The organism is Paenibacillus sp. ICGEB2008, from assembly GCF_000307675.1.
Classification (GTDB): domain Bacteria; phylum Bacillota; class Bacilli; order Paenibacillales; family Paenibacillaceae; genus Paenibacillus; species Paenibacillus polymyxa.
In genome coordinates this window covers 20,692-41,782 of sequence record NZ_AMQU01000018.1, presented here as the reverse complement: position 1 = coordinate 41,782, position 21,091 = coordinate 20,692, and the positions used below count along the sequence as shown (strand labels likewise).

The window sequence follows — 21,091 nt, the reverse complement described above, 5'->3', positions numbered from 1 at the left end:
ATATTACCTTGTAGTTTTGTAAAATGTATATACTAATTAGAAGTTTACAGTAGGAGGAACTAAGTTGGACTACAAAGAATATATTCGGGTAATTTCCGATTTTCCACAACCAGGGATTAGTTTTAAGGACATTACGACCCTAATGAAAAATGGTGAACTGTATCGCAAGGCGATCAACGATATGAAGGAACTGGTATCTGATTTAAAAATTGATTTGATTGCAGGTCCGGAAGCACGTGGATTCGTTGTTGGTGCACCTCTGGCTTATGCGCTGGGTGTTGGTTTTATTCCCATCCGTAAAAGTGGGAAGTTGCCTGGAGAAACCATTGAGGAAGCATACGGTTTGGAATATGGTAAGGATACTCTGGCTATGCATAAGGATGCGATTGAGCCGGGGCAAAATGTTCTGATTGCTGATGATCTGCTTGCTACAGGCGGAACCATTGCTACATCCGTGAACCTGGTACGCCAACTTGGTGGCAATGTGGCAGGGGCTGCTTTCCTTATCGAGCTGTCTGATCTCAACGGACGGGCGAAGCTGCCTGACGTAGATGTATTTACCCTAATTAAGTACTAAGTGTTTAGAAACCGGGGTTTCCCGGGAAATATTTATACATGGATTGCCTTAATAGTCCGATGTAACATCTCTTTATCTAAAGAGTTGCTCCATCGGACTATTTTTTGATTGTAATTAAATTGGATTTTCTTATTGTAACAAATTACCACGGCTTTTATTGGAAATTAGTTATAAAAAAATAAAATAAATGTCGATAAAAGTGTAAAAAGAAACAGAGGTGGATATACATTGGGTATATTTCAATTTAAGAGTTTACAAGCACGGACACTTTCTACCTTGGTTCCGTTAGTACTTATAACGCTGATTTTAATCAACTTTTTGTCTTATTTTTTTGCCAAACAGAAGCTGGATACGGAAATAAGCCAAAATGCTGCTCATTCCTTGTCGAGGGTTCAAGCAGATATTGCAGCTAACGTAGATCGTCATGCTTTGCTTGTTTCGATGCTGACTAAGAGTGCGGAACAACTGGGAACAGAAATGAACATTGAGGGCTATGGACGACTCTTTGAACAAGAGCTGACATTAAATGATATGACTTACGGGTTAGGGATTTATTTTGCTAAAGATGCGTATGACCCAGGAGTGACATACCGTTCAATATATGTGCATAGAGACGGCGAGCTAGTCAAGCAATCGACTGAATATGACGATCCGCAATATGACTATTTAACGCAGCCTTGGTATACAGAAGCCGTGGAACGTGGTAAAGATATAAATTTCACAGAGCCTTTTTACGATAGCAAGCTGAACATCAATATGATTACGGCAGGGAAAGCATTTTACGACAGGGAGGGGAAACTATTAGGTGTCATTACAGCCGACCTAAACATGACGAGTATCCAGACGTATATTGAAAAAATGAAGTTTGGTACTCAAGGTAGTGCGATCTTAGTGGATAAGAATGGAGCCATTCTGTCATCCGGTCTTCAGTCCTTAAAAGCAGGCGAGCCGTTAAAAAACACGATGAATGCGGAAGCAGCACAATCTATTCAAAGTGGTATGTCTGGACAACTATCCGTACCCATTGATAATGAGGATTACCGGATAATGTACGAAACACTCCCACAAACCGGATGGAAAATCGGTGTATTACTGCCAGAATCGGATTTGAATCGCTCTGCGAATGAAATGCTTAAACTTCTGCTGATTGTTAGTGTTATAGGTATTTTACTAATTATAGGAGCGGTATTGATTAACAATTCAGGCATGATCAAAGAGATTAAAAAAATTAGGCAGATGACCAATCGTATGGCACTTGGTGATTATACCGTTGAATTACCACATCATCGTAAAGATGAATTTGGCCAAATGGCTGATGGGATCAATAAGGTGATTGTTGCAACCAGAGGAATGGCATCACGCTTGAGCGAAGAGTCAGGTGTAATCTCAGGTGTATCTTTAAAAATATCTCAGGAGATTTCCGGAGCGACTAAAGATGCGCACCATAATGCAGGAGAACTGGCGCAGGTAAAGGAAGGGGCAGAGCTTCAGTTGACCGCAGCAGCAGAAAGTGCGACTGCGATGGAAGAAATGGCTGTTGGCATACAGCGTATTGCTGAATCTATACAGCATGTATCCGAGGCTACCACTGAGATTGAACATAAGGCACAACAAGGAAATGAACGGTTGAACGTGGTCAGCCAAGGAATGCATAAAGCGAAAATGTCTATGGATGAGGCAGGCAGGGTAGTAAGCTCGTTAAATGAGCGGTCCGCTCAAATTGGCAGCATTATTGGAATGATTCAGGATATTAGTGGGCAGACCAAGTTGCTGTCGCTGAATGCTTCCATTGAAGCCGCTCGTGCTGGGGAGCATGGCCGAGGGTTCGCTGTAGTGGCTTCAGAAATTGGAAAGCTGGCCGTAAACGTAAGCGAGTCTGCGGAGCAAATTACAAGTCGAATCCTATCCATGCAGGAAGAAACCAAATTCGCTTTGGAAGGAATGCAGCAGGGGGCTCTGGAGATGGATGAAGGCGTATCTATTTTACGTGAGGTGGAAGAACGTTTTATGGCGATGAATCAAGATATTCAGCAGGTGGCGACAGAAGTGCAGGAGGTCTCATCTGCCTCTGAAGAAATGTCGGCAGGCTCAGAAGAAGTTGCTGCATCTATTGGTTATCTTGCAGATATTGCGAAAGCTTCAGCTGAACGTGCAGGCCAAGCCTCGGAACGATCCGAACGGCAGTTGAAGGATCTGGAAGGTATGGACAGTTCTGCCAAGTCACTTACAGGTGTTTCTGATACGCTTAATCAGGTCGTATCCCGTTTTCGTGTGTGATATCTTATTTTAACAATAAATAAAAAAGCCGTGCATAAAAAGACGCCGCTCCATGTAAGAAGGATACTTACACGCTTGTCTATACAGCCTGAGCGTGTTCATCCATAACTAACATGGAGCGGCGTTTTAAAATTGAAAAGTAGATATTAATCTGGTGTTTTTTCAGTTAAAGGTTCCTGCGTTTTATCATTCGACCAGCCGAGCACATCAACCAGCTTGAAGAACAAACTCAGAATAATACCGATGATTGTCGCCAGGGCCATACCTTTCAAGGTGACAGCACCCCAAGTGAGCGTAGTACCGCTGATTCCGACCACAAGCACGATGGTAGCGAGCAGCATGTTGGTTGGCTTGGCGAAATCAACTTTTTGCTCGACGAAGATTCTAAGACCAGAGGCGGCGATCACACCGAATAAGAGCAAGGATACGCCACCCATAACTGGAGATGGAATATTAGAAACAATCGCTGAGAACGTACCCGAGAAGGATAACAGAATGGCAATAATAGCCGCTCCGCCAATAACCCATACAGAGTATACCTTAGTTAATGCCATAACACCGATATTTTCACCATAAGTCGTATTAGGTGTAGAACCAACAAAACCGGAAATGATGGTAGAAATCCCGTTACCCAGCAAAGAGCGGTGGAGACCAGGATCTTTGGACAACTCACGTCCGACGATGTTGCTCGTCACTAGCAAGTGACCAATATGCTCTACGATGACGACCAGAGCAACCGGAAGAATCGTCAGCATAGCCGAAGCATTAAAGGTTGGAGTGGTAATTGCGGGATGAGCGAACAAAGGAGCGTCCGCAATAGCCTGCGTATTGACCATACCCATGAAATAAGCAAGCACATAGCCCACCACGATACCGATTAGAATATGAATGATTTTGGCAAATCCGCGAAACAACACCGCACCCAGAACAGTAACACCGAGCGTAACGAGGGAAAGGGTGATCGTTTTGGGATCTGGCGTCCAGGCTTTAGTAGGATCGGCATTAATAATGCCTGCCATGCCTGCAGCAACCGGAACCAGTTCCAGACCAATCAAGGCTACGATTGATCCCATGACAGCCGGTGGAAAAACGATGTCTAGCCAACGTGTCCCGGCGTATTTGATTACCAGTGCAACGAGACAGAAAATAATACCTGTAACGATGAAAGCACCCAGGGCCATTGCATAGCCATTGCTGCCAGGGTTACTTTTAAGCACAAGACTGACAGGAGCGATAAAAGCGAAGCTGGAGCCGAGATAGGCAGGGATTTTGCCACGGCAGATCCATATGTACAACAATGTTCCGATACCGTTCATGAGCAAAATCATGCCGGGATCGACGCCAAAAATATTGGGCACCAGCACGGTGCTGCCAAACATGGCAAACAAATGCTGTACGCTGAGCAGGATCCCAGGTCCTGCTGGAAGCTTTTCATTAACTTGAATTTCGCGTTGCAACGCAGTTCACTCCTTAGTTCTTTCAATTATTCTTATATACATTAATTACTTTTCGTAATTTTTTCAATATAATTCGTTTCATTTCGTCAACAATCCTGATTTTACTTAACCATGTGTGACAAAATAATGCGACAGTGCCAAACCTGTAATAGTTGACGTGTGGCGTGCTAAGCGTCATAATTGTAGGAAATCACTTTTAAAAGGGAACCTTTGCGCGACATTGATCGGCGGGTTCCATTTTGCATAGAAAGGACACGGAATAGAGCAGAATGGGGATAGAGCAATTACTTAAAAAGGCCGGGGCCTATACCAGAGAAGCAGATCTTATCCGCATCAGGGACGCCTATGATTTTGCCGAGCAGGCCCATTCCGGCCAGACTCGTAAGTCCGGTGAACCTTATATTCTGCATCCGCTTGCGGTTGCTGATATCGTCGTTAATATGCAGATGGATACCATCTCCATTATCGCCGCTCTTTTACATGACGTTGTGGAGGATACGACGGTGTCTTTGGCGCAGATTCGCGAGCATTTTGGCGATACATGTGCGATGCTTGTCGATGGTCTGACGAAGCTGGAGCGTATCCAGTTCCGTTCCAAGGAAGAACAGCAGAACGAAAATTATCGAAAAATGTTTATTGCCATGGCACAGGACATTCGTGTCATCGTCATTAAGCTGGCAGATCGTCTGCACAACATGCGTACCCTGAAATATCAATCGGAAGAAAGCCAGCGTCGAATCGCTTATGAAACGTTGGAAATTTTCTGTCCGGTTGCAAACCGATTGGGTATTTCAGCGATTAAATGGGAAATGGAAGACATTGCTTTGCGCTATCTGAATCCTCAGCAGTATTACCGCATCGCTAATTTGATGCATAAGAAGCGGGCAGAGCGCGAGCAATTTATTGATAATGTCATACAGCGTATCAGAGAGAAGCTGGAAGAGATGGGGATTCAGGCTGATTTGTCTGGACGCCCTAAACATATTTACAGTGTGTTTAAAAAGATGACGACAAAAAACAAGCAATTCAATGAAATATACGATTTGCTGGCGATTCGAATTATTGTGGATAACATTAAAGACTGTTATGCCACATTGGGGATTATCCATACGTTGTGGAAACCGATGCCGGGGCGGTTTAAGGATTATATTGCCATGCCTAAGGCTAATATGTATCAGTCCCTCCATACGACCGTAGTAGGTCCCAACGGAGAGCCTACAGAAGTACAAATTCGCACAGTGGATATGCATCGCACAGCTGAATTCGGGATTGCCGCCCATTGGGCCTATAAAGAAAACAACGGGGCAAATAACACAAACTTTGAGGACAAAATCACCTTTTTCCGAGAAATTCTGGAGCTGCAAAACGAGGCGAAGGATGCTTCGGAATTTGTGGAATCACTCAAAATGGACTTTTTCTCAGACCTTGTGTTTGTCTTTACTCCTAAGGGGGAAGTCATTGAGTTACCGGCTGGATCGGTTCCGCTGGACTTTGCTTTCCGTATCCATACCGAAGTTGGCAATCGAACGATTGGCTCTAAGGTAAATGGAAGAATTGTTCCTTTGGATTATCGTCTGAAAACTGGCGATATCGTGGAAATTATGACGTCCAAGCACTCCTATGGACCTAGTCAGGACTGGCTTAAAATTGCTCAGTCCTCTCACGCGCGCAGTAAAATCAAGCAATGGTTCAAGAAAGAAAAGCGTGAGGAAAATGTAGAAAAAGGCCGCGAAAGTCTGGAACGTGAGCTAAGGAAGCGTGATATTGAGCCATCCGTGTGGATGAGCGAGGACAAACTTCAGGATGTGGCACAAAAGTTCTCTTTTAATGATTCTGAAGATATGCTGTCTGCGATTGGCTTTGGCGGTATAACCGCAGCGCAGGTTTGTACACGTTTGACAGAGAAGCTGCGCAAGGAACAAGAAGAGGCACGTCTAATTGAGCTGACGACCGAGGTTAAGGAGTACAAACCCCAGGGTGATCGGAAAAAAACACCGACCAACGGTGTCAGCGTCAGAGGCGTCGACAATTTGCTCGTTCGCTTTGCACGATGTTGTAATCCCGTACCGGGTGATGACATCATCGGCTACGTAACACGCGGGCGCGGCGTATCTGTTCACCGTACCGATTGCCCGAATATTCCTTCGGGTGTGGGCGAAGATCAGGCGCGTGTGATTGAAGTGGAGTGGGAAGAAGCAGCCGAGGTCAATTATAGTGTCGATATTGAGATTACAGGGCATGACCGCAATGGTTTATTGAACGAGGTGCTCCAGGCCATTTCTGAGAATAAAACTAGCTTCTCGGCCGTGACAGGACGTACAGATAAAAATAAAATGGCAATGATTCACATTACAATTCTTATTCGTAACACGGATCATTTGCATTCTGTTGTCGAACGGATCAAACGGGTAAAGGATGTATACACCGTGCATCGGATTATGCAATAAATTTGTGAAGCATACACGCAGGTTTATATAGCCTTTGTAATACATCTTGGGTACAAAGACTCATAGGTGGCTGAAAGAGCCGTGGTACGACTGTAAGCACCTTGTAAGGGGAAGAGTAAAGGAGCAGCGGATAGGCAATGAAGATCATTATTCAGCGCTGTAAAGACGCTCAGGTAACGGTGAATCAAAAGGTGGTCGGTAAAATCGGAACTGGATTAATGCTGCTGGTTGGTATTGGTCAGGGAGATACGGCAGCCGATGCCGTTTATTTAGCGGATAAAACAGCGGGATTGCGTATATTTGAAGATGCTGAAGGCAAAATGAACGACAGTGTTCTGGATGTCGGGGGGGCCATTTTGTCTGTCTCGCAATTTACGTTGTATGGTGACTGCCGTAAAGGGAGAAGGCCCAACTTTATGGGAGCGGCCAAACCTGAGGAAGCGGAGAAGCTGTATGATTTCTTTAACAGCCAGCTTCGAGCCAAGGGCCTGGAGGTCGAGACGGGGATTTTCGGAGCTATGATGGATGTTTCCTTGACCAACTGGGGTCCAGTGACGTTGATTTTGGATAGCGAACGTTCGTAAGCATCCATTCTTGGTATGATCTGAGAACATGAGTAGAAGAGAATAAAATAGCCGTTTAGAGGGACCATAATGTCATCCCGGTTGGTAAGCAGCCATCTGGAAAGCCTTAAGGGTGACAGGAGAGACGAAGCTATGCGTCAGACCCCAAAAATGGAAGGATATCAAAGCGCGGTGCTACTTTATCCTGGTAGTATGCGGGAGGCAATCAACCTTACTCGTAATGCTGATGCGTTATTACAGCATGTTGCTACAGCTGTGGACAAGCCAGGACGCGGTGTCCTACCGCGTAGGTAAGCCATTTGTAAATGCAGCATTAACGACGTATTGTCTCAAGCGGTTATAAAGAGATCGAAAATAATTATGTAGCAGTACATCAGGGAGGAGCCAACGGGCTCCTTTTTCTTTTTCACTGCTTGGAATTGTTATAAACACAGATCAAGCGGGTAATAACAAAGCGTGGTAAACAAACAAACCTAACTTTAAGCTCGCTTTAAGGATAACCGGAAAGGAGATCTGAACGATAATGATGAGTAAAATTGCATTTTTGTTGGCTGACCAATTTGAGGATTCCGAAATGAAGGTCCCTTATGATGAACTGAAAAAGGCTGGACATGAGGCAGATATTATTGGATTAAAACAAGGTGAAAAAGTGAACGGTAAGCAAGGCAAAGCAAGCTACACTATTGAAAAAGCCATTGCCGATGTGAAATCAAGTGACTATGATGCAGTGATTATTCCTGGTGGATCATCACCGGAAAATCTGCGTTTGGATGCAAATGTTCTGAAGTTTGTAACTGAAATAAATGAGTCCAAAAAAACGATCGGAGCTATCTGTCACGGGCCGCAAATTTTGGCGAGTGCCGATTTGTTACAAGGCCGGACGATTACAGCTTACCCTCCATTGAAAGATGACTTGATTAATGCGGGTGCTCATTTTGAGGATCAAGAGGTGGTGGTGGACGGTAACTTTATTACGTCTCGGACTCCTAAGGATGAGCCCGCTTTTGTGCGTGAGTTGTTAAAGGCATTGTAATTTAACCGTGAATGCTTCCTAGATTTATGCCAGTACAATTCCCAAACGAGGAGGATTTGATATGGCTAAACAGATTCAGGCTTATTTTCGCACAGAAGATGAAGCTGAGGGCGCCAGAGCTTCGCTTCAGGCTTATAGAACTGAACATTTGGAAGTAGGTGCTCTGGATGAGACGCTCGGTCGGGAGACGAGGGTTTTAATTCCGTTGGTCCCTTATAACAATACTGGCTCTGTGAGCACAGGAGGTTCTGCGGGTGCGGCGATTCCAGCCGCAGGGGCTTATGGCGAGAATATTCTACCCGATGCAAAGAATGACGAGGTTAACTCTGGCGCAGCTCAAAGGGATCTGAATGAGGATCGGAGCGGAACAACGAATCATGACGGAGGTTTGCTCCGTGCGACAGATGTGTATATTAACGGTGATCATGATGAATTACGGTATGTATTGTCCGCCAAGGTGAATGATGCCGATTATGATGAGATCATTTATAAGCTTCGTTCCAATCGTGCATATGTGGCGCAGCTGGATTAAAAAGGGAGCGAATGTCACAAAAATGTCGATACACGAGGAAATTAGTCACACTAGAGTGGCTGTAATACAATTGTAATATTCGAAACATCATTCCTTAATATTCGTTGTTTATAATAACAGCATGACCCCCTTTTGATATATCTTTTTAAACCTGCGGACCGTTTCCGCAGGTTATTTTCTTTTTATAAGACTAATTTATATACCGAAAGTTGCAAAAGGGCTAACAATCTAGGACACAAAATAAAATGGAAGATCATTTAATTTGACATTGACTATCTTTTTATATAAAGTGTAAAAAGATACTAAGTCCCGAAATGACCCAAAATATAACGAATAGCATATATCCACTTCCAATTAAGGGACTGAAATATTATTACTGAAACAGTTAGGAAGTGTCGAAATGGGTAATGAAATCGAGTGGTTTGCAGAGATAACTCCTGAGCTTCATAAATGCTGTGGAGGCAAAGGAGGGATGCTTGCAAGGATGCTTCAAGCAGGTTATCCAGTTCCTGACGGTTTTATTGTTTTCCCGCAGGCCTTTCAAGGGGAGAAGCTTAAAGAAAGTGCATGGCAAGAAATGATTAGGTATTTGGAAAAGCTTCGTAAGAATTACTCTAATGTCTCATTTGCAGTAAGGTCTTCAGCTTTGAGCGAGGATTCAGCATTAGCTTCTTTTGCAGGAGAATTTGAAAGCGTCTTGGAAGTACAAACAAATGACGACGTTCTGAAAGCTTTGCATGTGGTTCACCATTCTCAATACAGTGAGAGAGTGCGGGCATACAGTGTAGTTCAGGGGTTTGAAGAAGCACATGAAATGGCGATTGTAGTTCAAATAATGGTTCCTTCTAAAATCTCAGGCGTCCTTTTTACAGCAGACCCTATATCGGGCAATCGTTCAGTAATGTCTGGAAATTTTGTATTTGGATTAGGGGAGCAGTTGGTATCAGGTGAGGGGAATGCTTGTGCTTTTTCTTTATTCAAACCGTCAGGTCGATATGAAGGACCACAAGAGTTACTACCTTATTTCAAAAAGCTATATCGGCAAGCCTCCCGTCTAGAAAAGGAGATGGGAGAACCACAGGATATTGAATGGGCTATTGCCAATGGAAAACTCTTTTTTTTACAAGCACGACCTATTACTACTTTAAGTCCTGGAAATATGGATACATTTGAGTGGAATGATTCTTTAACAGGTGATTTTCTCTGGACGAACACTAATGTAGGTGAATCTATTTCAGACGTGGTTACTCCCCTAAGCTGGTCTATTATTCGTGCACTGGATGAAGAACATAATGTGATTCCGGGTTATTATCTAATGTCAGGTAATATTTGTGGAAGGGTATACTCTAATATTAGTGTATCACTATCTGTTTTTTCTGCTTTTGGATGGAATAAAAAGTCATTATTAAAAAAAAATGAGCAATGTATTTGGGGAAATACCAGATAAAATTCAAATCCCTGTGTACCCATTTTCAAAAAAAGAGCTTATCAAAATAATGCTTCCCAAAATGGTATATGCTTTTAAACAAACCCGAAAAGCTACAAAGTTCATACCACAGCACATTAAAAAAAACACCGAATTGGTGCATTCAAACAGAAGAGTTAATTCGCAATGTCCAGTCCAAAGAAGAATTGATAAGATTATGGCGTGAGCAGCTTTGGCCAAAGAATATTGAAGCGATGTGGATTGCTTTGGAAGGCCCCAGCAGTAAAATGCAAAATTTTGTTCGATGGAAAGAAAAGTTAGAGAAATGGATTGGACATGAGGATACCAGTGTGCTTCTAACTAATCTGAAAGGAACTACAGGTTTGGCGAGCTTGGGGCCTGTTGTTGGTATATCTTCAGTAGTAAAAGGTGAAATGAGTCAGGAGGATTATCTGTTGGAATTTGGGCATCGAGGACCACATGAGTTTGAGCTATCGATCCCTGGTCCAAGAGAAAATCCAAGTTGGCTGGAAAAACAGATCAAAGAAGCAAAGAAATCTGGTATGAATGTAGACGAATTATTATATAAGCAACGTGAACAAAATGAAATGGTGTGGAGAAGACTAGAACAGCGCTTTCCATACAGAATAAAGAAGCTGAAACGTATAGTAAAAAAAAATTTCTGAAGGACCGAACTTAAGGGAAACTGTTCGTTCGGAATGGACGCGTGTGTTCAGGTTAAATCGCTCTTTCGCGCTGAAAGCAGGAAAGTTGATGGGGATAGGAGAAGATGTGTTTTTTCTGTATATAGATGAAATATTGACCTGGCTTGTGAGAGGGAGCCTAGATATGGATTGTATTTCGATCAGAAGAACGAACTATTTAAAATATAAGCAATTACCTCCGTTGCCATCGATTATACGCGGGCGTTTTGAACCTTTAAAATGGATGGAAGATCCGAATCGTAGAGTAGATTATTATGATCCATATATACCGGTAGAAATTTCAACTAATTCGGAAATGATTGAAGGAATTGCAGGATCGGCAGGCAGAATCGAGGGGACTGTACGTGTACTCAGTCATCCAGAGGAGGGAAGCCAACTTCTTCCTGGTGAAATTTTGGTAACCTCGACGACAAATGTAGGCTGGACCCCAATTTTTCCAAAAGCAGCTGCAATTATAACAGATATAGGAGCACCTCTGTCACATGCTGCTATTGTAGCTAGAGAACTAGGCATTCCAGCTGTTGTAGGCTGTGGAAATGCTACTACAAGGATGAAAACCGGCGACAAGGTTATAGTTGATGGTGGGCAGGGAATTGTACTAATAAGGTGAGAAAATTAATTTATTGAATTTCTCAATAGATATCAGCCTGATTCAACATTAGTTCCTTTACACTATATATTCAATTATATGAGTTGGTATTGTGGTGGTTTTGATGTAAATACAGTCAGGAATATACGATTCTGGGTATCGTGAAGTACAAAGGATCATGATAAACTGAATGTAAACGCAAAATCGGGCAATAGTGTGTATAGGATCAGGAATATATGCTAAAGCAAATTGTTCGATGAGGAGCGAAACTTGAATGAGCAATCTATTGAGGAGTGAAACAGATGTCACTAGAACACCAGCAAAATCTCGGGCTGAGGGAGCGAAAAAAAGCAAAAACCATTGCATCGATTCAAATGCATGCGTTACGCCTATTTAGTGAACTGGGATATAACGAAACTACTGTGGAACAGATTGCAGAAGCAGCGGAGATTTCACCAAGTACCTTCTTTCGATATTTTTCAAGCAAGGAGGATGTGATCATTACAGATAACTACGATCCTCTGCTTATATCTGCATTTGAGGAACAACCAGCTCATTTAACTCCACTTCAAGCTGTGCGTAATGCTATGTTATCAACCACGTCTGACATGTCTGGCGACGAAATGTCCACAACACGTGAGCGTAACCAACTCGTGATGTCAGTACCGGAACTCCGGGCTGCAACCTTAAATAATTTGACTGATACAATGCATATGATAGCTGAAATGGTCTCCAAACGGGTAGGGAGAGATCCGGGAGATTTGCAGATTCGGACCTTTGCGGGTGCTGTTATAGGTGTTAACATATCAGTTATGTTGCACTATGCGGAAAATCCTAATGAAAATTTTTCTGAACTATTATCCCAAGCATTAAACCTCTTGGAGACTGGTCTACCACTATCATAAATGGATGAAATTACATTTTATTATATTAAATAAAAAAATGTAAGCTGCGTTCGGTGTTCTACCGGAGGCAGCTTATTTCGGTTCAGAATACATAAACTATATATTGTATCATTCGTTGATTTTTTTATGATAGCATGAACCATCTCCTGTTCGTATCGACTTTTGGATGTAGTAAGATTAAATGCATAAATTCAACAAATGATATTAGTGTAAAGTTATTATATATTCGTGATACTGCATGATTTAAGGAATGATTCCAATTTGGTAATAAAAAATTATATGTCGAAATTTGCATGAAATTAGTTGTTGATTAATGTTTTTCCTTTTGATAATATCTATTTCATAATCAAACAATAAAAGGTAATAAATAGAATATTTAAAATTTAATTTTTTCAGCGTCTCTACTGAGAAGGGATTGACAGCGATTATGAGCTGGTATGTGCTGCATGTCGAAACCGGACAAGAAAATGTGGTTCGAGCGATGATACGTAAATTCTACAATCCATCGTTAATGTATGCGATAGTTCCCAAACGTAGGCTATTAGAAAAAAAACAGGGTCACATTTATGAAGTTTGTCGAACGATGTTTCCAGGTTATGTATTTGTGAATACAGAGATGAATGCTAAAACTTATAATGATCTTAAGCGGCTTCCTAAATGCTACCGACTTCTAAATAGTTTTAATCATCGTTATCATCAAATACAGTCTAAAGAACTAAGAATAAATTCAGAAGATAGAGTTGAATCCTATTCATTTTCGAAAATTGACGACGATGAAATGAGACCAATTCTCCAACTTATTGATAATGATGAAATTATAGGATATTCATCTTTGTATCTGAGAAATGCAAGGGCCGTTGTATTTGAAGGTCCCCTAACGGGGGAGGAAGAAAGAATAAAGAAGATTGATGCACGGAAAAAAAGAGCGAGGATTATTTTGAGGCTGAATGGTGTAGAAAAATGTATTGATGTAGGAATTAATATTGTTCCAGTATCGGAAGATACTCAAGATGTGCATCAGCTTAAAAAATCAGAGTGAAGCCAACTGATGCTTCGGTACATTGGTGTAGCGCTGAGGTCATATCTAGCAGTTGTGTGTGTAGTCTATTGAAAAGTAGATGAGTGGGCGAAGCTATGCCCCTTTCCTAAATTCATACAGTTGATGACAAGAATTCTTTATTCAGTTCTAAATATAATAGGGTCGTATTTAAAGGATGCGAAGCGCATCCTTTTTGTTATATTTATAAGTTAGCCAGGAAGTGTACATTTTTGAGTATAAGGAGATGTTGAGGTGCATGCAAAGTTCCGAAAATCTTCATGAAAAACAAAATGATATTGCTATTATAGGTATTTCTGGGTTATTTGCCTCTGATTCTACAATTGATCAACTCTGGAATCGTCAAAAAGAGGGAAAAGCATTTGTCAAAAACTTATCTGAAATACGACAACATGATACGAATTCATATTTGAATTGGATCACAGGAGAAGGGGCAAACAAAGCTATTTCATTTGCACGCCATGCTTTTTTGGATAGTATTGATTGTTTTGATTATCCTTTTTTTTCTATATCTTTTGAAGAAGCATGTTTGATAGATCCTTCTCTTCGTCTATTGTTGCAAGTAGTGTGGCATACACTAGAAGATGCAGGGTATGGCGGTAATACATTGTATGGAACCAGAACAGGTGTGTTTTACGGTGAAAGTGATCTTCCGGAATATTCATATGCTCAGATGGTTGCCGATGTTAATTCTGTGTTAGGTGGTCCATGTGCTACAGAAAATTTATCTTCGTTAATTCCAAGTCGGATCTCATATTTAATGGACTGGCACGGTCCAACTGTAGTAACCAACGCTGCAGATGCTTCATCGTTAGTTGCAGTGCATCAAGCTTGCCAATCGTTACGGGCGGGAGAGTGTGAACAGGCGCTTATAGGAACGTCCCGCATTAATTTGTTTCCCATACATTCATACGGCACTGAAGTGGATGATGGAGAAGGGGTTATGGCGATCCTGATCAAACCCTTAAACAAGGCAATATTGGACGGTGATCACATTCATGCGGTTATAAAGGGCTCGTCGACAAATCATCATGGACGAGTACGTGATAGCGGTACATATAAGGATTTGCTTGTACAAGCATGGAAAAATGCAAGTATAGATCCTTCGACCATCTCATTTATAGAAACACATAGCAATAAAGATAACTTAGAATATGTAAGGGAAAGAGAGGGAATAAAGTCTGCATTTTCACATTTGATGAGAACGCAGGAGCAACTTCTTTTAGGGTCTATAAAATCTTCTATTGGACAGTTGAAGCATGCTTCCGGTCTAGCGGGGTTATTACAAGCTGTTATGGCATTAGAATATGAGGAACTGCCATCAGCAGTGTATAATAAATTGGAAAAAACTAACGTTTCCCCAGGGGGGCCTTCTGCATGGCATAGCGATATTATAAATCTTTCAGCAGAAGTTTTGCGGTGCGGTGTTAATTCCTTTGGTAGGGGAGGAGCCAATTGTCATGTTATTTTAGAAAAATTTCCAAAGGAAAGTACAGAGGAGAAAACCCAGGGTTGGGAGATGCTTACTCTATCGGCTCAGAGCGTGTCAAGCTTGCTGGAGTTAATGAACAGTTACAAAGAGTGGATGATTCAATCTGAAGGATATCGATTAGGCGACCTATGTTATACCGCAAATGCTGGTCGTAAACACTTTCGATATCGGTCGGCTATTATAACTTCAAATAGAGAGGATCTATTAAATAAGCTGACTGTGTTGAGTACAACAAATTTGGAATTGTCGGAGATATCAGGAGTATATTATAGCGAGTTGGAAAACCACGAACCTGTAATTGAGAAAGTAATGGAAACATGTATGAAGAAATATGAAACACGTGAAAAAGCGCTGAACGAACTTGGACAGTTGTATGTACAAGGAGTAGAGTTTGATTGGAATGAAATATATAAAGAATGTGATTATAAAAAAATCAGCCTACCTGTCTACCCATTTGCAAAGCTGCGGTGTTGGATAGATCCGTCGGTGAGGATTCTAAATAATATTGAAAATGAAACGGAAAATAGAGAAATACTCATATTAGAATTATTTAAAAAATATCTTGGCTTCTCTCACATAAAATTGGAAGACAATTTTTATGAATTAGGCGGAGATTCTATTACAGCTATCAAGATTGTGAATGAATTGAATGCTATTTTGCATACGGATCTAAAAGATGTGGATGTGCTTAAAAACCCGTCTGTGGCACAGCTGACCGAATTGTTGAGGAAGACTGAAGGAATGACGAGTGTTTCAGTCAACACCATAATAAGACAACCTCCTAAACCTTTTTACCCGTTATCATCTGATCAAAGCAGAATATTTGTAATGATACAGTATAATCCTGATTTTACGATGTATAACAAGCCAGTGGCTCTTGTTGTGGATGGAAACTTGGATTTTAACAGGCTACAAACGTCCATCGATCGAATAGTGAGAAGACATGAAGCATTAAGAACGTCATTTGATGTTATAGATGGAGAGCCGATCCAAATTATTCATGATGATGCAAGAATAAAAATGGAAATGTATCCATCAATATTGAAGGAAGATGAACTGGAACTGATGATGGAAAAATTTACAAGACCGTTTAATTGGAGAACGGCACCTTTGGCAAGAGGAGCTCTAGTTCAACTAACAAATGGAAAACAAGCGCTGGTCTTTGATTTCCACCATCTAATCTCGGACGGTACTTCGCTATTGATTTTTTTCAAGGAGCTCATTCACTTCTATAAATTAGATCAGGAGTTGGAGCCGCTTACAGTTCAATTTAGAGATTATGTGGTATGGCAAAATGAACGAAAACATTCTTCAGAGCAGGAACAGAAGCAGCAATTTTGGGTATCAAAATGTGCTGCACCGATTCCAAAATTAAATTTACCTACAGATTTTGAAAGACCAGCTTATAAAACCTACCAAGGTTCACAAATCTGTTTGCGAATGAACTCAGAGTTAGCAGAGAGTGTATATCGTTTTGCTAAGGAAACAGAATCAACGATATATGTTGTGTTGCTTGCAGTCTATCATTTACTGCTAGAGAAACAGACTGGACAAAACGACATTATCATCGGCTCTGTATCCCAGGGAAGACCTCACAGAGAAGTAGATCCTGTCATGGGTATGTTTGTCCATACCATAATCATGCGTAATTGTTCCAGCACACAGAACACGTTTCATGAATTTATCAATCAGGTTAGAATAAATACGCTTCAATGTTTTGAACATCAAGATTACCCGTTTGAAGATTTGGTAGCTATATTACAACTGGATAGAGATAGAAGCCGTAATCCTTTATTTGATGTAGCATTTATTTTGCATAATATGTACACATCTCTGAAAAGTCCGGAATTTTATGAAATGTATAATTATCCATTTCATAATGGAGTTTCACTGGTTGATCTTGCTTTGGAAGTACATGAGACTGAAGAGGGGATTTCTTGTAACTGGGAGTACAGTACTTCGCTGTTCCAACAAGAAACCGTGAAAGTATTAGCTGAAGACTTTATGGCTATCTTGGCACAGCTAATGCACCAACCAGATATTCCACTTGGTAGTCATTCTTGCCTTCACAAAAATGTGAACATTGTAGAAGATGTTAAATTCTTGTTTTAGATGAATGATCTAGAGTAGCAAGTAGGAGGGCAACTAATGGATATTATTTCTAAAGGAGAAATAGAACAACCTTCAGATCAAGTTGGCTTGGACTTTTGGAGTTATACTTTGGATAAAAGGATAGACATTACTGAGTTCCCCCATGACTATACTGGACAAGAATCTACACCGAATAAAGCTTTGAATACTCGTCTATTTTCTGAGGAAATTCAGATTAGATTATATGAAATGAGCCGTCAATCCCATCTGGGTGTATTTATGGTTTTGGTATCAGGCATAAAGTACGTTTTATCCCGGTATACTGGTCTGCAAGATATAGTTGTGGGGACACCCGTTTTAAAAATGGGAGATAATAAGACCAAAGGAAACTCGTGTGTTTTGCTTCACAGTAAACTTATCACAGATATGACGATCCGTGATTGGATCAACACGATGAAGGAAACAGTGACAAAAGCATTTCAACATCAGGATGAAGCGTTTCACAGTATAGTACAGCGAGCAGGAATCGTATATTCAGATGACACCAAACCAATGATAAAAACACTTGTATTATTCGGACCTATTCAGTCAAGGGAAATCATAGATGAGATTCATTCGGAGATCATTTTTGACTTTGATTTAGTTGAGGGAGTACTATCTTTGTCAATTAAGTACTCTCCCCAACTGTTTTCTGCCGCTACGATTGAACATCTGGCAGATGCATTGTTTCTGTACTATGCCTATATATTGAAAGATACGAAAACAATTCTGGAAGAGCTTGAACTCCTTTCTGAGAGTAATCGCCACCAAATACAGTATCAATTTAACAAGCCGCAAGAATTGCAATCCGGTGCTGCTTACACATTTCTTCAATTATTCAATGAGCAGGTTCGAACACAACCTGAGAAAACCGCTCTAATCTTTGATCATCAAGAATGGACGTATCAAGAGCTAAACGATCAGGCTGATCGTTTGGCTCTTGGCCTCGTAAAAAAATATCACCTGCTCCCAGAAGAAGCAGTTGCCGTGTATATGCATAGATCACCTTATGTATATATAGCTATGTTAGCGATTTGGAAGGCAAGTGGCGTGTTTGTTCCTATTGACCCGACTGTTCCATTGGAACGTGTTACAGATATTCTTCGGGAAGGGAATGTACGCATTACACTAACAACAGCTGCTAACAAGCAAGCTTTACAGGGAATTAATCCAAAAAGCGAATTGCTGGAAATTGTTTTCTGCATAGATACAGATGATCTGAGTGTCATGGAAGTAGAACCTTTGTCAATGAGCAATTCTGGTGGATCATTGGCCTACATCATTTTTACATCTGGATCAACCGGGAAACCTAAGGGGGTTGAGATTGAACATCATTCAATCGTGCATTTCTTACATGCTATCGATGAAGTAATTGCGCCTGTTTCACCTCAAGTCATTCTTAATGCTGCCAGTATAGCCTTTGATTTATTTATATCTGAGGCCTTGTATGGTCTTTTCAAGGGAATTCAAGTCGTTATTGCTAATGAACGAGAGCATATAAATTCTGCTGAGTTGGGACGTTTAGTAGAAGAACATCATATCGATGTCATGATGATTACACCTTCGCGACTGCAACTAATGATGCATCACAAGGAATCTGCAAAAGCACTACAGCGTATTAAAATGTTTCTTATTGGTGGTCAAGAATTGAAGATAGGTTTTTTGCGTGAGATTCAACAATTGACTAAAGCTTATATCGTGAATGTCTATGGACCAACGGAAGCGACGTGTTTGGCGACATCAGCTGTATTGAATGGGGCTTTCCAAGTCACGATTGGTCGCCCATTGAATCATTATAGATGCTACATTGTAGATGAAAAGAATCGTTTGCAACTGATCGGTGGAGTCGGGGAATTGGTAATAGCCGGGACTGGCGTGGCACGGGGATATGTGAACAATCCGAGGTTGACTGAGGAGAAATTCATTGAAGACCTGCTGTATGAAGGACAAAGAATGTACAAGACAGGCGATTTGGCACGTTGGTTGCCCACAGGAGAGATTCAATATCTAGGACGGATTGATAATCAGGTGAAAATAAGAGGATATCGCATTGAAACTAGTGATGTTGAAATCGCTTTAATATCTCACCCAGATATTCGTGAGGCGGTTGTGCTTGTCAATTCAGGACCAAATGGTGTTGAGGAACTGGTTGCTTATTTGATTAGTGATCAAAAGTTGAGCTTTAACGTCGTTTACGATTTTTTAAAGCTGAAGTTGCCTGAATATATGGTCCCGGTGCGCTATGCTCAGGTGTCTGCTCTCCCTTTGACGGTAAATGGGAAAATTGACAAATCTGCTTTAGCAAGCATAAATCAGCTGAAGTTGTCTAGAGCTACACTATATCGTGCACCCATGAATGATATTCAGAGAATTTTAGTAGAAGTATGGCAGGATTTGCTTGGAGTTGAACGGATAGGAATTGATGATAATTTTTTTCAAGTTGGAGGAACTTCCTTGTCTGGAGTCAAAATGGTGGCACTGTTGAGTGACAGATACACTATCTCTATTAATGATTTATTTGATTATCCGACTATCGCTCAACTGTCTCTGCACGTGGTTGAACATACAGGATATTTTCATCATTTACTTGAAGTGATGAAGCCTCCAGATGTTCCTTTGGATATAGATATGCAAATGGTTACATCACTTGCATCAAGAGAAGTGGCACTACAGACATACTTGGCAAAGGTAGAGGCTTGGCGAGATCGAGATCTCACACTGAAAAAGCCCTACAAGCATATTCTCTTGACAGGTGGTACAGGTTTTTTGGGTACACATCTTCTACAGGAGCTTCTCCAAAGTTCAAATGCACGAATTACCCTTTTGATAAGAGGAAAGTCTCGATCAATATCAGAAGACTATCTTCAAGAGAGACTTCAATACTATTTATTAGAAGAACATCATAAAGCAGGATGGAAAAGAGTGTCTGTAGTTTGTGGTGATGTAACACTATCGAACTTGGGTCTGGAATTTGCAGAATATGAGAAATTGGCTGAGAACGTTGATTGTATCATTCATACGGCATCATTGACCAGACATTACGGCACAGCAGCAGAATTTGAAAAAGTGAATATCGACGGTACTCGACATATACTTCATTTTGCTGCTTTCAAGAATATTAAGGACATCCACTTTACATCCAATATGAGTATCGGTACAGGAAGTGATATTCAGTTGTTTGATGAGTATATTGAAGAGATTGGGGCTATTCGAGCGGATATTAATAATCATTTTCTGAAAAGTAAAATGGAAGCTGAAGCACTTTTGCGGACCGCTAGAGAAAGGGGGCTGAATTGTACAATTTATCGCTTAAATTCTCTTAATAATAATACTCAAACAGGAAGATTTATGGTTAACAAGGAGAGCAATGCATTTTATTCTTTTGTAAGTGCAATGAATAGCATCGGTCTTTTTCCAGATTTGCACGAACCAATATTGGATATGACAGGTGTAGATCAAGCCGCTAAAGCTATTGTTACTCTTTTCGACCGACCTGTGCTGCATAATCAAAATCACCATGTATTTAATCCTCATCGAATCAGTTGGGGACAGTTAGGGAGAAAACTACAATCTATCAATGGAAAAATAGAACTGGTGGACTACGATTTATTTATACGTATCATTACTCAAAAATTTAATGACTCTTTTACTCGCAAAGAAGTTATAAATATCATTCTCAATCTTTTTTTACTCCGCAACACTGAATGGTTGAATTATTTACGTGTATGTGACCGAACAGAACTTATACTTAAACGTCTTGGATTTGAGTGGGTAACTATCGGGCAGCAACAGATCGCATGCTACCTTAGCTGATTCTTATATTTAGATACAGGGATAGGGAGGTGCAGTGGTTGAAGTGA

15 protein-coding genes are annotated in these 21,091 nt (G+C 41.0%); 14 read left to right on the top strand and 1 reads right to left on the bottom strand.

The annotated features are described in order from the left end of the window. The first annotated feature begins 64 nt into the window (after positions 1 to 64). Both C400_RS0117710 and C400_RS0117705 read left to right on the top strand, forming a co-directional pair. On the top strand, positions 65 to 577 hold the full coding sequence (locus tag C400_RS0117710) for an adenine phosphoribosyltransferase (RefSeq protein ID WP_013372637.1): 513 nt from the start codon (positions 65 to 67) through the stop codon (positions 575 to 577). A gap of 228 nt (positions 578 to 805) precedes the next feature. Further along, positions 806 to 2,854, top strand: a complete 2,049-nt coding sequence (locus tag C400_RS0117705; RefSeq protein WP_017427786.1) for a methyl-accepting chemotaxis protein — start codon at positions 806 to 808, stop codon at positions 2,852 to 2,854. A 146-nt stretch (positions 2,855 to 3,000) separates the two neighbouring features. Here C400_RS0117705 and uraA read toward each other — a convergent pair whose 3' ends face one another. Next, entirely contained in the window at positions 3,001 to 4,311 is a 1,311-nt protein-coding gene (gene uraA, locus C400_RS0117700) for a uracil permease (RefSeq protein ID WP_017427785.1), read from the bottom strand. A 269-nt stretch (positions 4,312 to 4,580) separates the two neighbouring features. On the opposite strand from uraA, the gene C400_RS0117695 reads away from it, so the two are divergent. The 12 genes from C400_RS0117695 to C400_RS0117650 all read left to right on the top strand — a co-directional run bounded on the left by C400_RS0117695 (position 4,581) and on the right by C400_RS0117650 (position 21,044). Further along, positions 4,581 to 6,758: a RelA/SpoT family protein gene (locus C400_RS0117695; protein ID WP_016819128.1), complete on the top strand. Its 2,178-nt coding sequence runs from the start codon at positions 4,581 to 4,583 to the stop codon at positions 6,756 to 6,758. 137 nt (positions 6,759 to 6,895) lie between these two features. Continuing rightward, positions 6,896 to 7,342, top strand: a complete 447-nt coding sequence (dtd, locus tag C400_RS0117690; protein ID WP_013372633.1) for a D-aminoacyl-tRNA deacylase — start codon at positions 6,896 to 6,898, stop codon at positions 7,340 to 7,342. A 69-nt stretch (positions 7,343 to 7,411) separates the two neighbouring features. Next, on the top strand, positions 7,412 to 7,636 hold the full coding sequence (locus C400_RS26945; protein WP_128574148.1) for a hypothetical protein: 225 nt from the start codon (positions 7,412 to 7,414) through the stop codon (positions 7,634 to 7,636). A gap of 232 nt (positions 7,637 to 7,868) precedes the next feature. Further along, positions 7,869 to 8,375 carry a type 1 glutamine amidotransferase domain-containing protein gene (locus C400_RS0117680; protein WP_026065470.1) on the top strand — a complete coding sequence of 169 codons (507 nt, stop codon included), beginning with the start codon at positions 7,869 to 7,871 and terminating at the stop codon, positions 8,373 to 8,375. A 61-nt stretch (positions 8,376 to 8,436) separates the two neighbouring features. Further along, complete coding sequence (locus C400_RS0117675) at positions 8,437 to 8,907, top strand: hypothetical protein (protein ID WP_017427782.1); 471 nt, start codon at positions 8,437 to 8,439, stop codon at positions 8,905 to 8,907. 400 nt (positions 8,908 to 9,307) lie between these two features. Then, positions 9,308 to 10,354, top strand: coding sequence for a PEP/pyruvate-binding domain-containing protein (locus C400_RS28045; protein WP_232795393.1), 1,047 nt, complete (start codon positions 9,308 to 9,310; stop codon positions 10,352 to 10,354). A gap of 68 nt (positions 10,355 to 10,422) precedes the next feature. After that, the gene (locus C400_RS28040; protein WP_232795392.1) at positions 10,423 to 11,019 is read left to right on the top strand and encodes a hypothetical protein; all 597 of its coding nucleotides are present in this window, start codon (positions 10,423 to 10,425) and stop codon (positions 11,017 to 11,019) included. A gap of 88 nt (positions 11,020 to 11,107) precedes the next feature. Then, positions 11,108 to 11,668 (top strand): PEP-utilizing enzyme, encoded by a 561-nt coding sequence (locus tag C400_RS28035; RefSeq protein WP_232795391.1) that lies wholly within the window; start codon positions 11,108 to 11,110, stop codon positions 11,666 to 11,668. 281 nt (positions 11,669 to 11,949) lie between these two features. Continuing rightward, positions 11,950 to 12,552, top strand: a complete 603-nt coding sequence (locus tag C400_RS0117665; RefSeq protein ID WP_017427781.1) for an acyl-CoA-like ligand-binding transcription factor — start codon at positions 11,950 to 11,952, stop codon at positions 12,550 to 12,552. 427 nt (positions 12,553 to 12,979) lie between these two features. Next, positions 12,980 to 13,591: an antiterminator LoaP gene (gene loaP, locus C400_RS0117660; protein ID WP_017427780.1), complete on the top strand. Its 612-nt coding sequence runs from the start codon at positions 12,980 to 12,982 to the stop codon at positions 13,589 to 13,591. Between the two features lie 256 nt (positions 13,592 to 13,847). Continuing rightward, positions 13,848 to 17,213: a condensation domain-containing protein gene (locus C400_RS0117655; RefSeq protein WP_017427779.1), complete on the top strand. Its 3,366-nt coding sequence runs from the start codon at positions 13,848 to 13,850 to the stop codon at positions 17,211 to 17,213. A 36-nt stretch (positions 17,214 to 17,249) separates the two neighbouring features. Further along, positions 17,250 to 21,044 (top strand): non-ribosomal peptide synthetase family protein, encoded by a 3,795-nt coding sequence (locus tag C400_RS0117650; RefSeq protein ID WP_017427778.1) that lies wholly within the window; start codon positions 17,250 to 17,252, stop codon positions 21,042 to 21,044. The last annotated feature ends 47 nt before the right edge of the window (positions 21,045 to 21,091 follow it).

Bases quoted from the DNA above. Each gene is read 5' to 3' on its own strand.
- C400_RS28045 (WP_232795393.1), top strand. From the start codon at position 9,308: ATGGGTAATGAAATCGAGTGGTTTGCAGAGATAACTCCTGAGCTTCAT.
- C400_RS0117665 (WP_017427781.1), top strand. From the start codon at position 11,950: ATGTCACTAGAACACCAGCAAAATCTCGGGCTGAGGGAGCGAAAAAAA.
- C400_RS0117695 (WP_016819128.1), top strand. From the start codon at position 4,581: ATGGGGATAGAGCAATTACTTAAAAAGGCCGGGGCCTATACCAGAGAA.
- C400_RS28035 (WP_232795391.1), top strand. From the start codon at position 11,108: ATGGGGATAGGAGAAGATGTGTTTTTTCTGTATATAGATGAAATATTG.
- dtd (WP_013372633.1), top strand. From the start codon at position 6,896: ATGAAGATCATTATTCAGCGCTGTAAAGACGCTCAGGTAACGGTGAAT.
- C400_RS0117680 (WP_026065470.1), top strand. From the start codon at position 7,869: ATGAGTAAAATTGCATTTTTGTTGGCTGACCAATTTGAGGATTCCGAA.
- C400_RS0117675 (WP_017427782.1), top strand. From the start codon at position 8,437: ATGGCTAAACAGATTCAGGCTTATTTTCGCACAGAAGATGAAGCTGAG.
- loaP (WP_017427780.1), top strand. From the start codon at position 12,980: ATGAGCTGGTATGTGCTGCATGTCGAAACCGGACAAGAAAATGTGGTT.
- C400_RS0117650 (WP_017427778.1), top strand. From the start codon at position 17,250: ATGGATATTATTTCTAAAGGAGAAATAGAACAACCTTCAGATCAAGTT.
- C400_RS28040 (WP_232795392.1), top strand. From the start codon at position 10,423: ATGCTTTTAAACAAACCCGAAAAGCTACAAAGTTCATACCACAGCACA.
- C400_RS26945 (WP_128574148.1), top strand. From the start codon at position 7,412: ATGTCATCCCGGTTGGTAAGCAGCCATCTGGAAAGCCTTAAGGGTGAC.
- C400_RS0117655 (WP_017427779.1), top strand. From the start codon at position 13,848: ATGCAAAGTTCCGAAAATCTTCATGAAAAACAAAATGATATTGCTATT.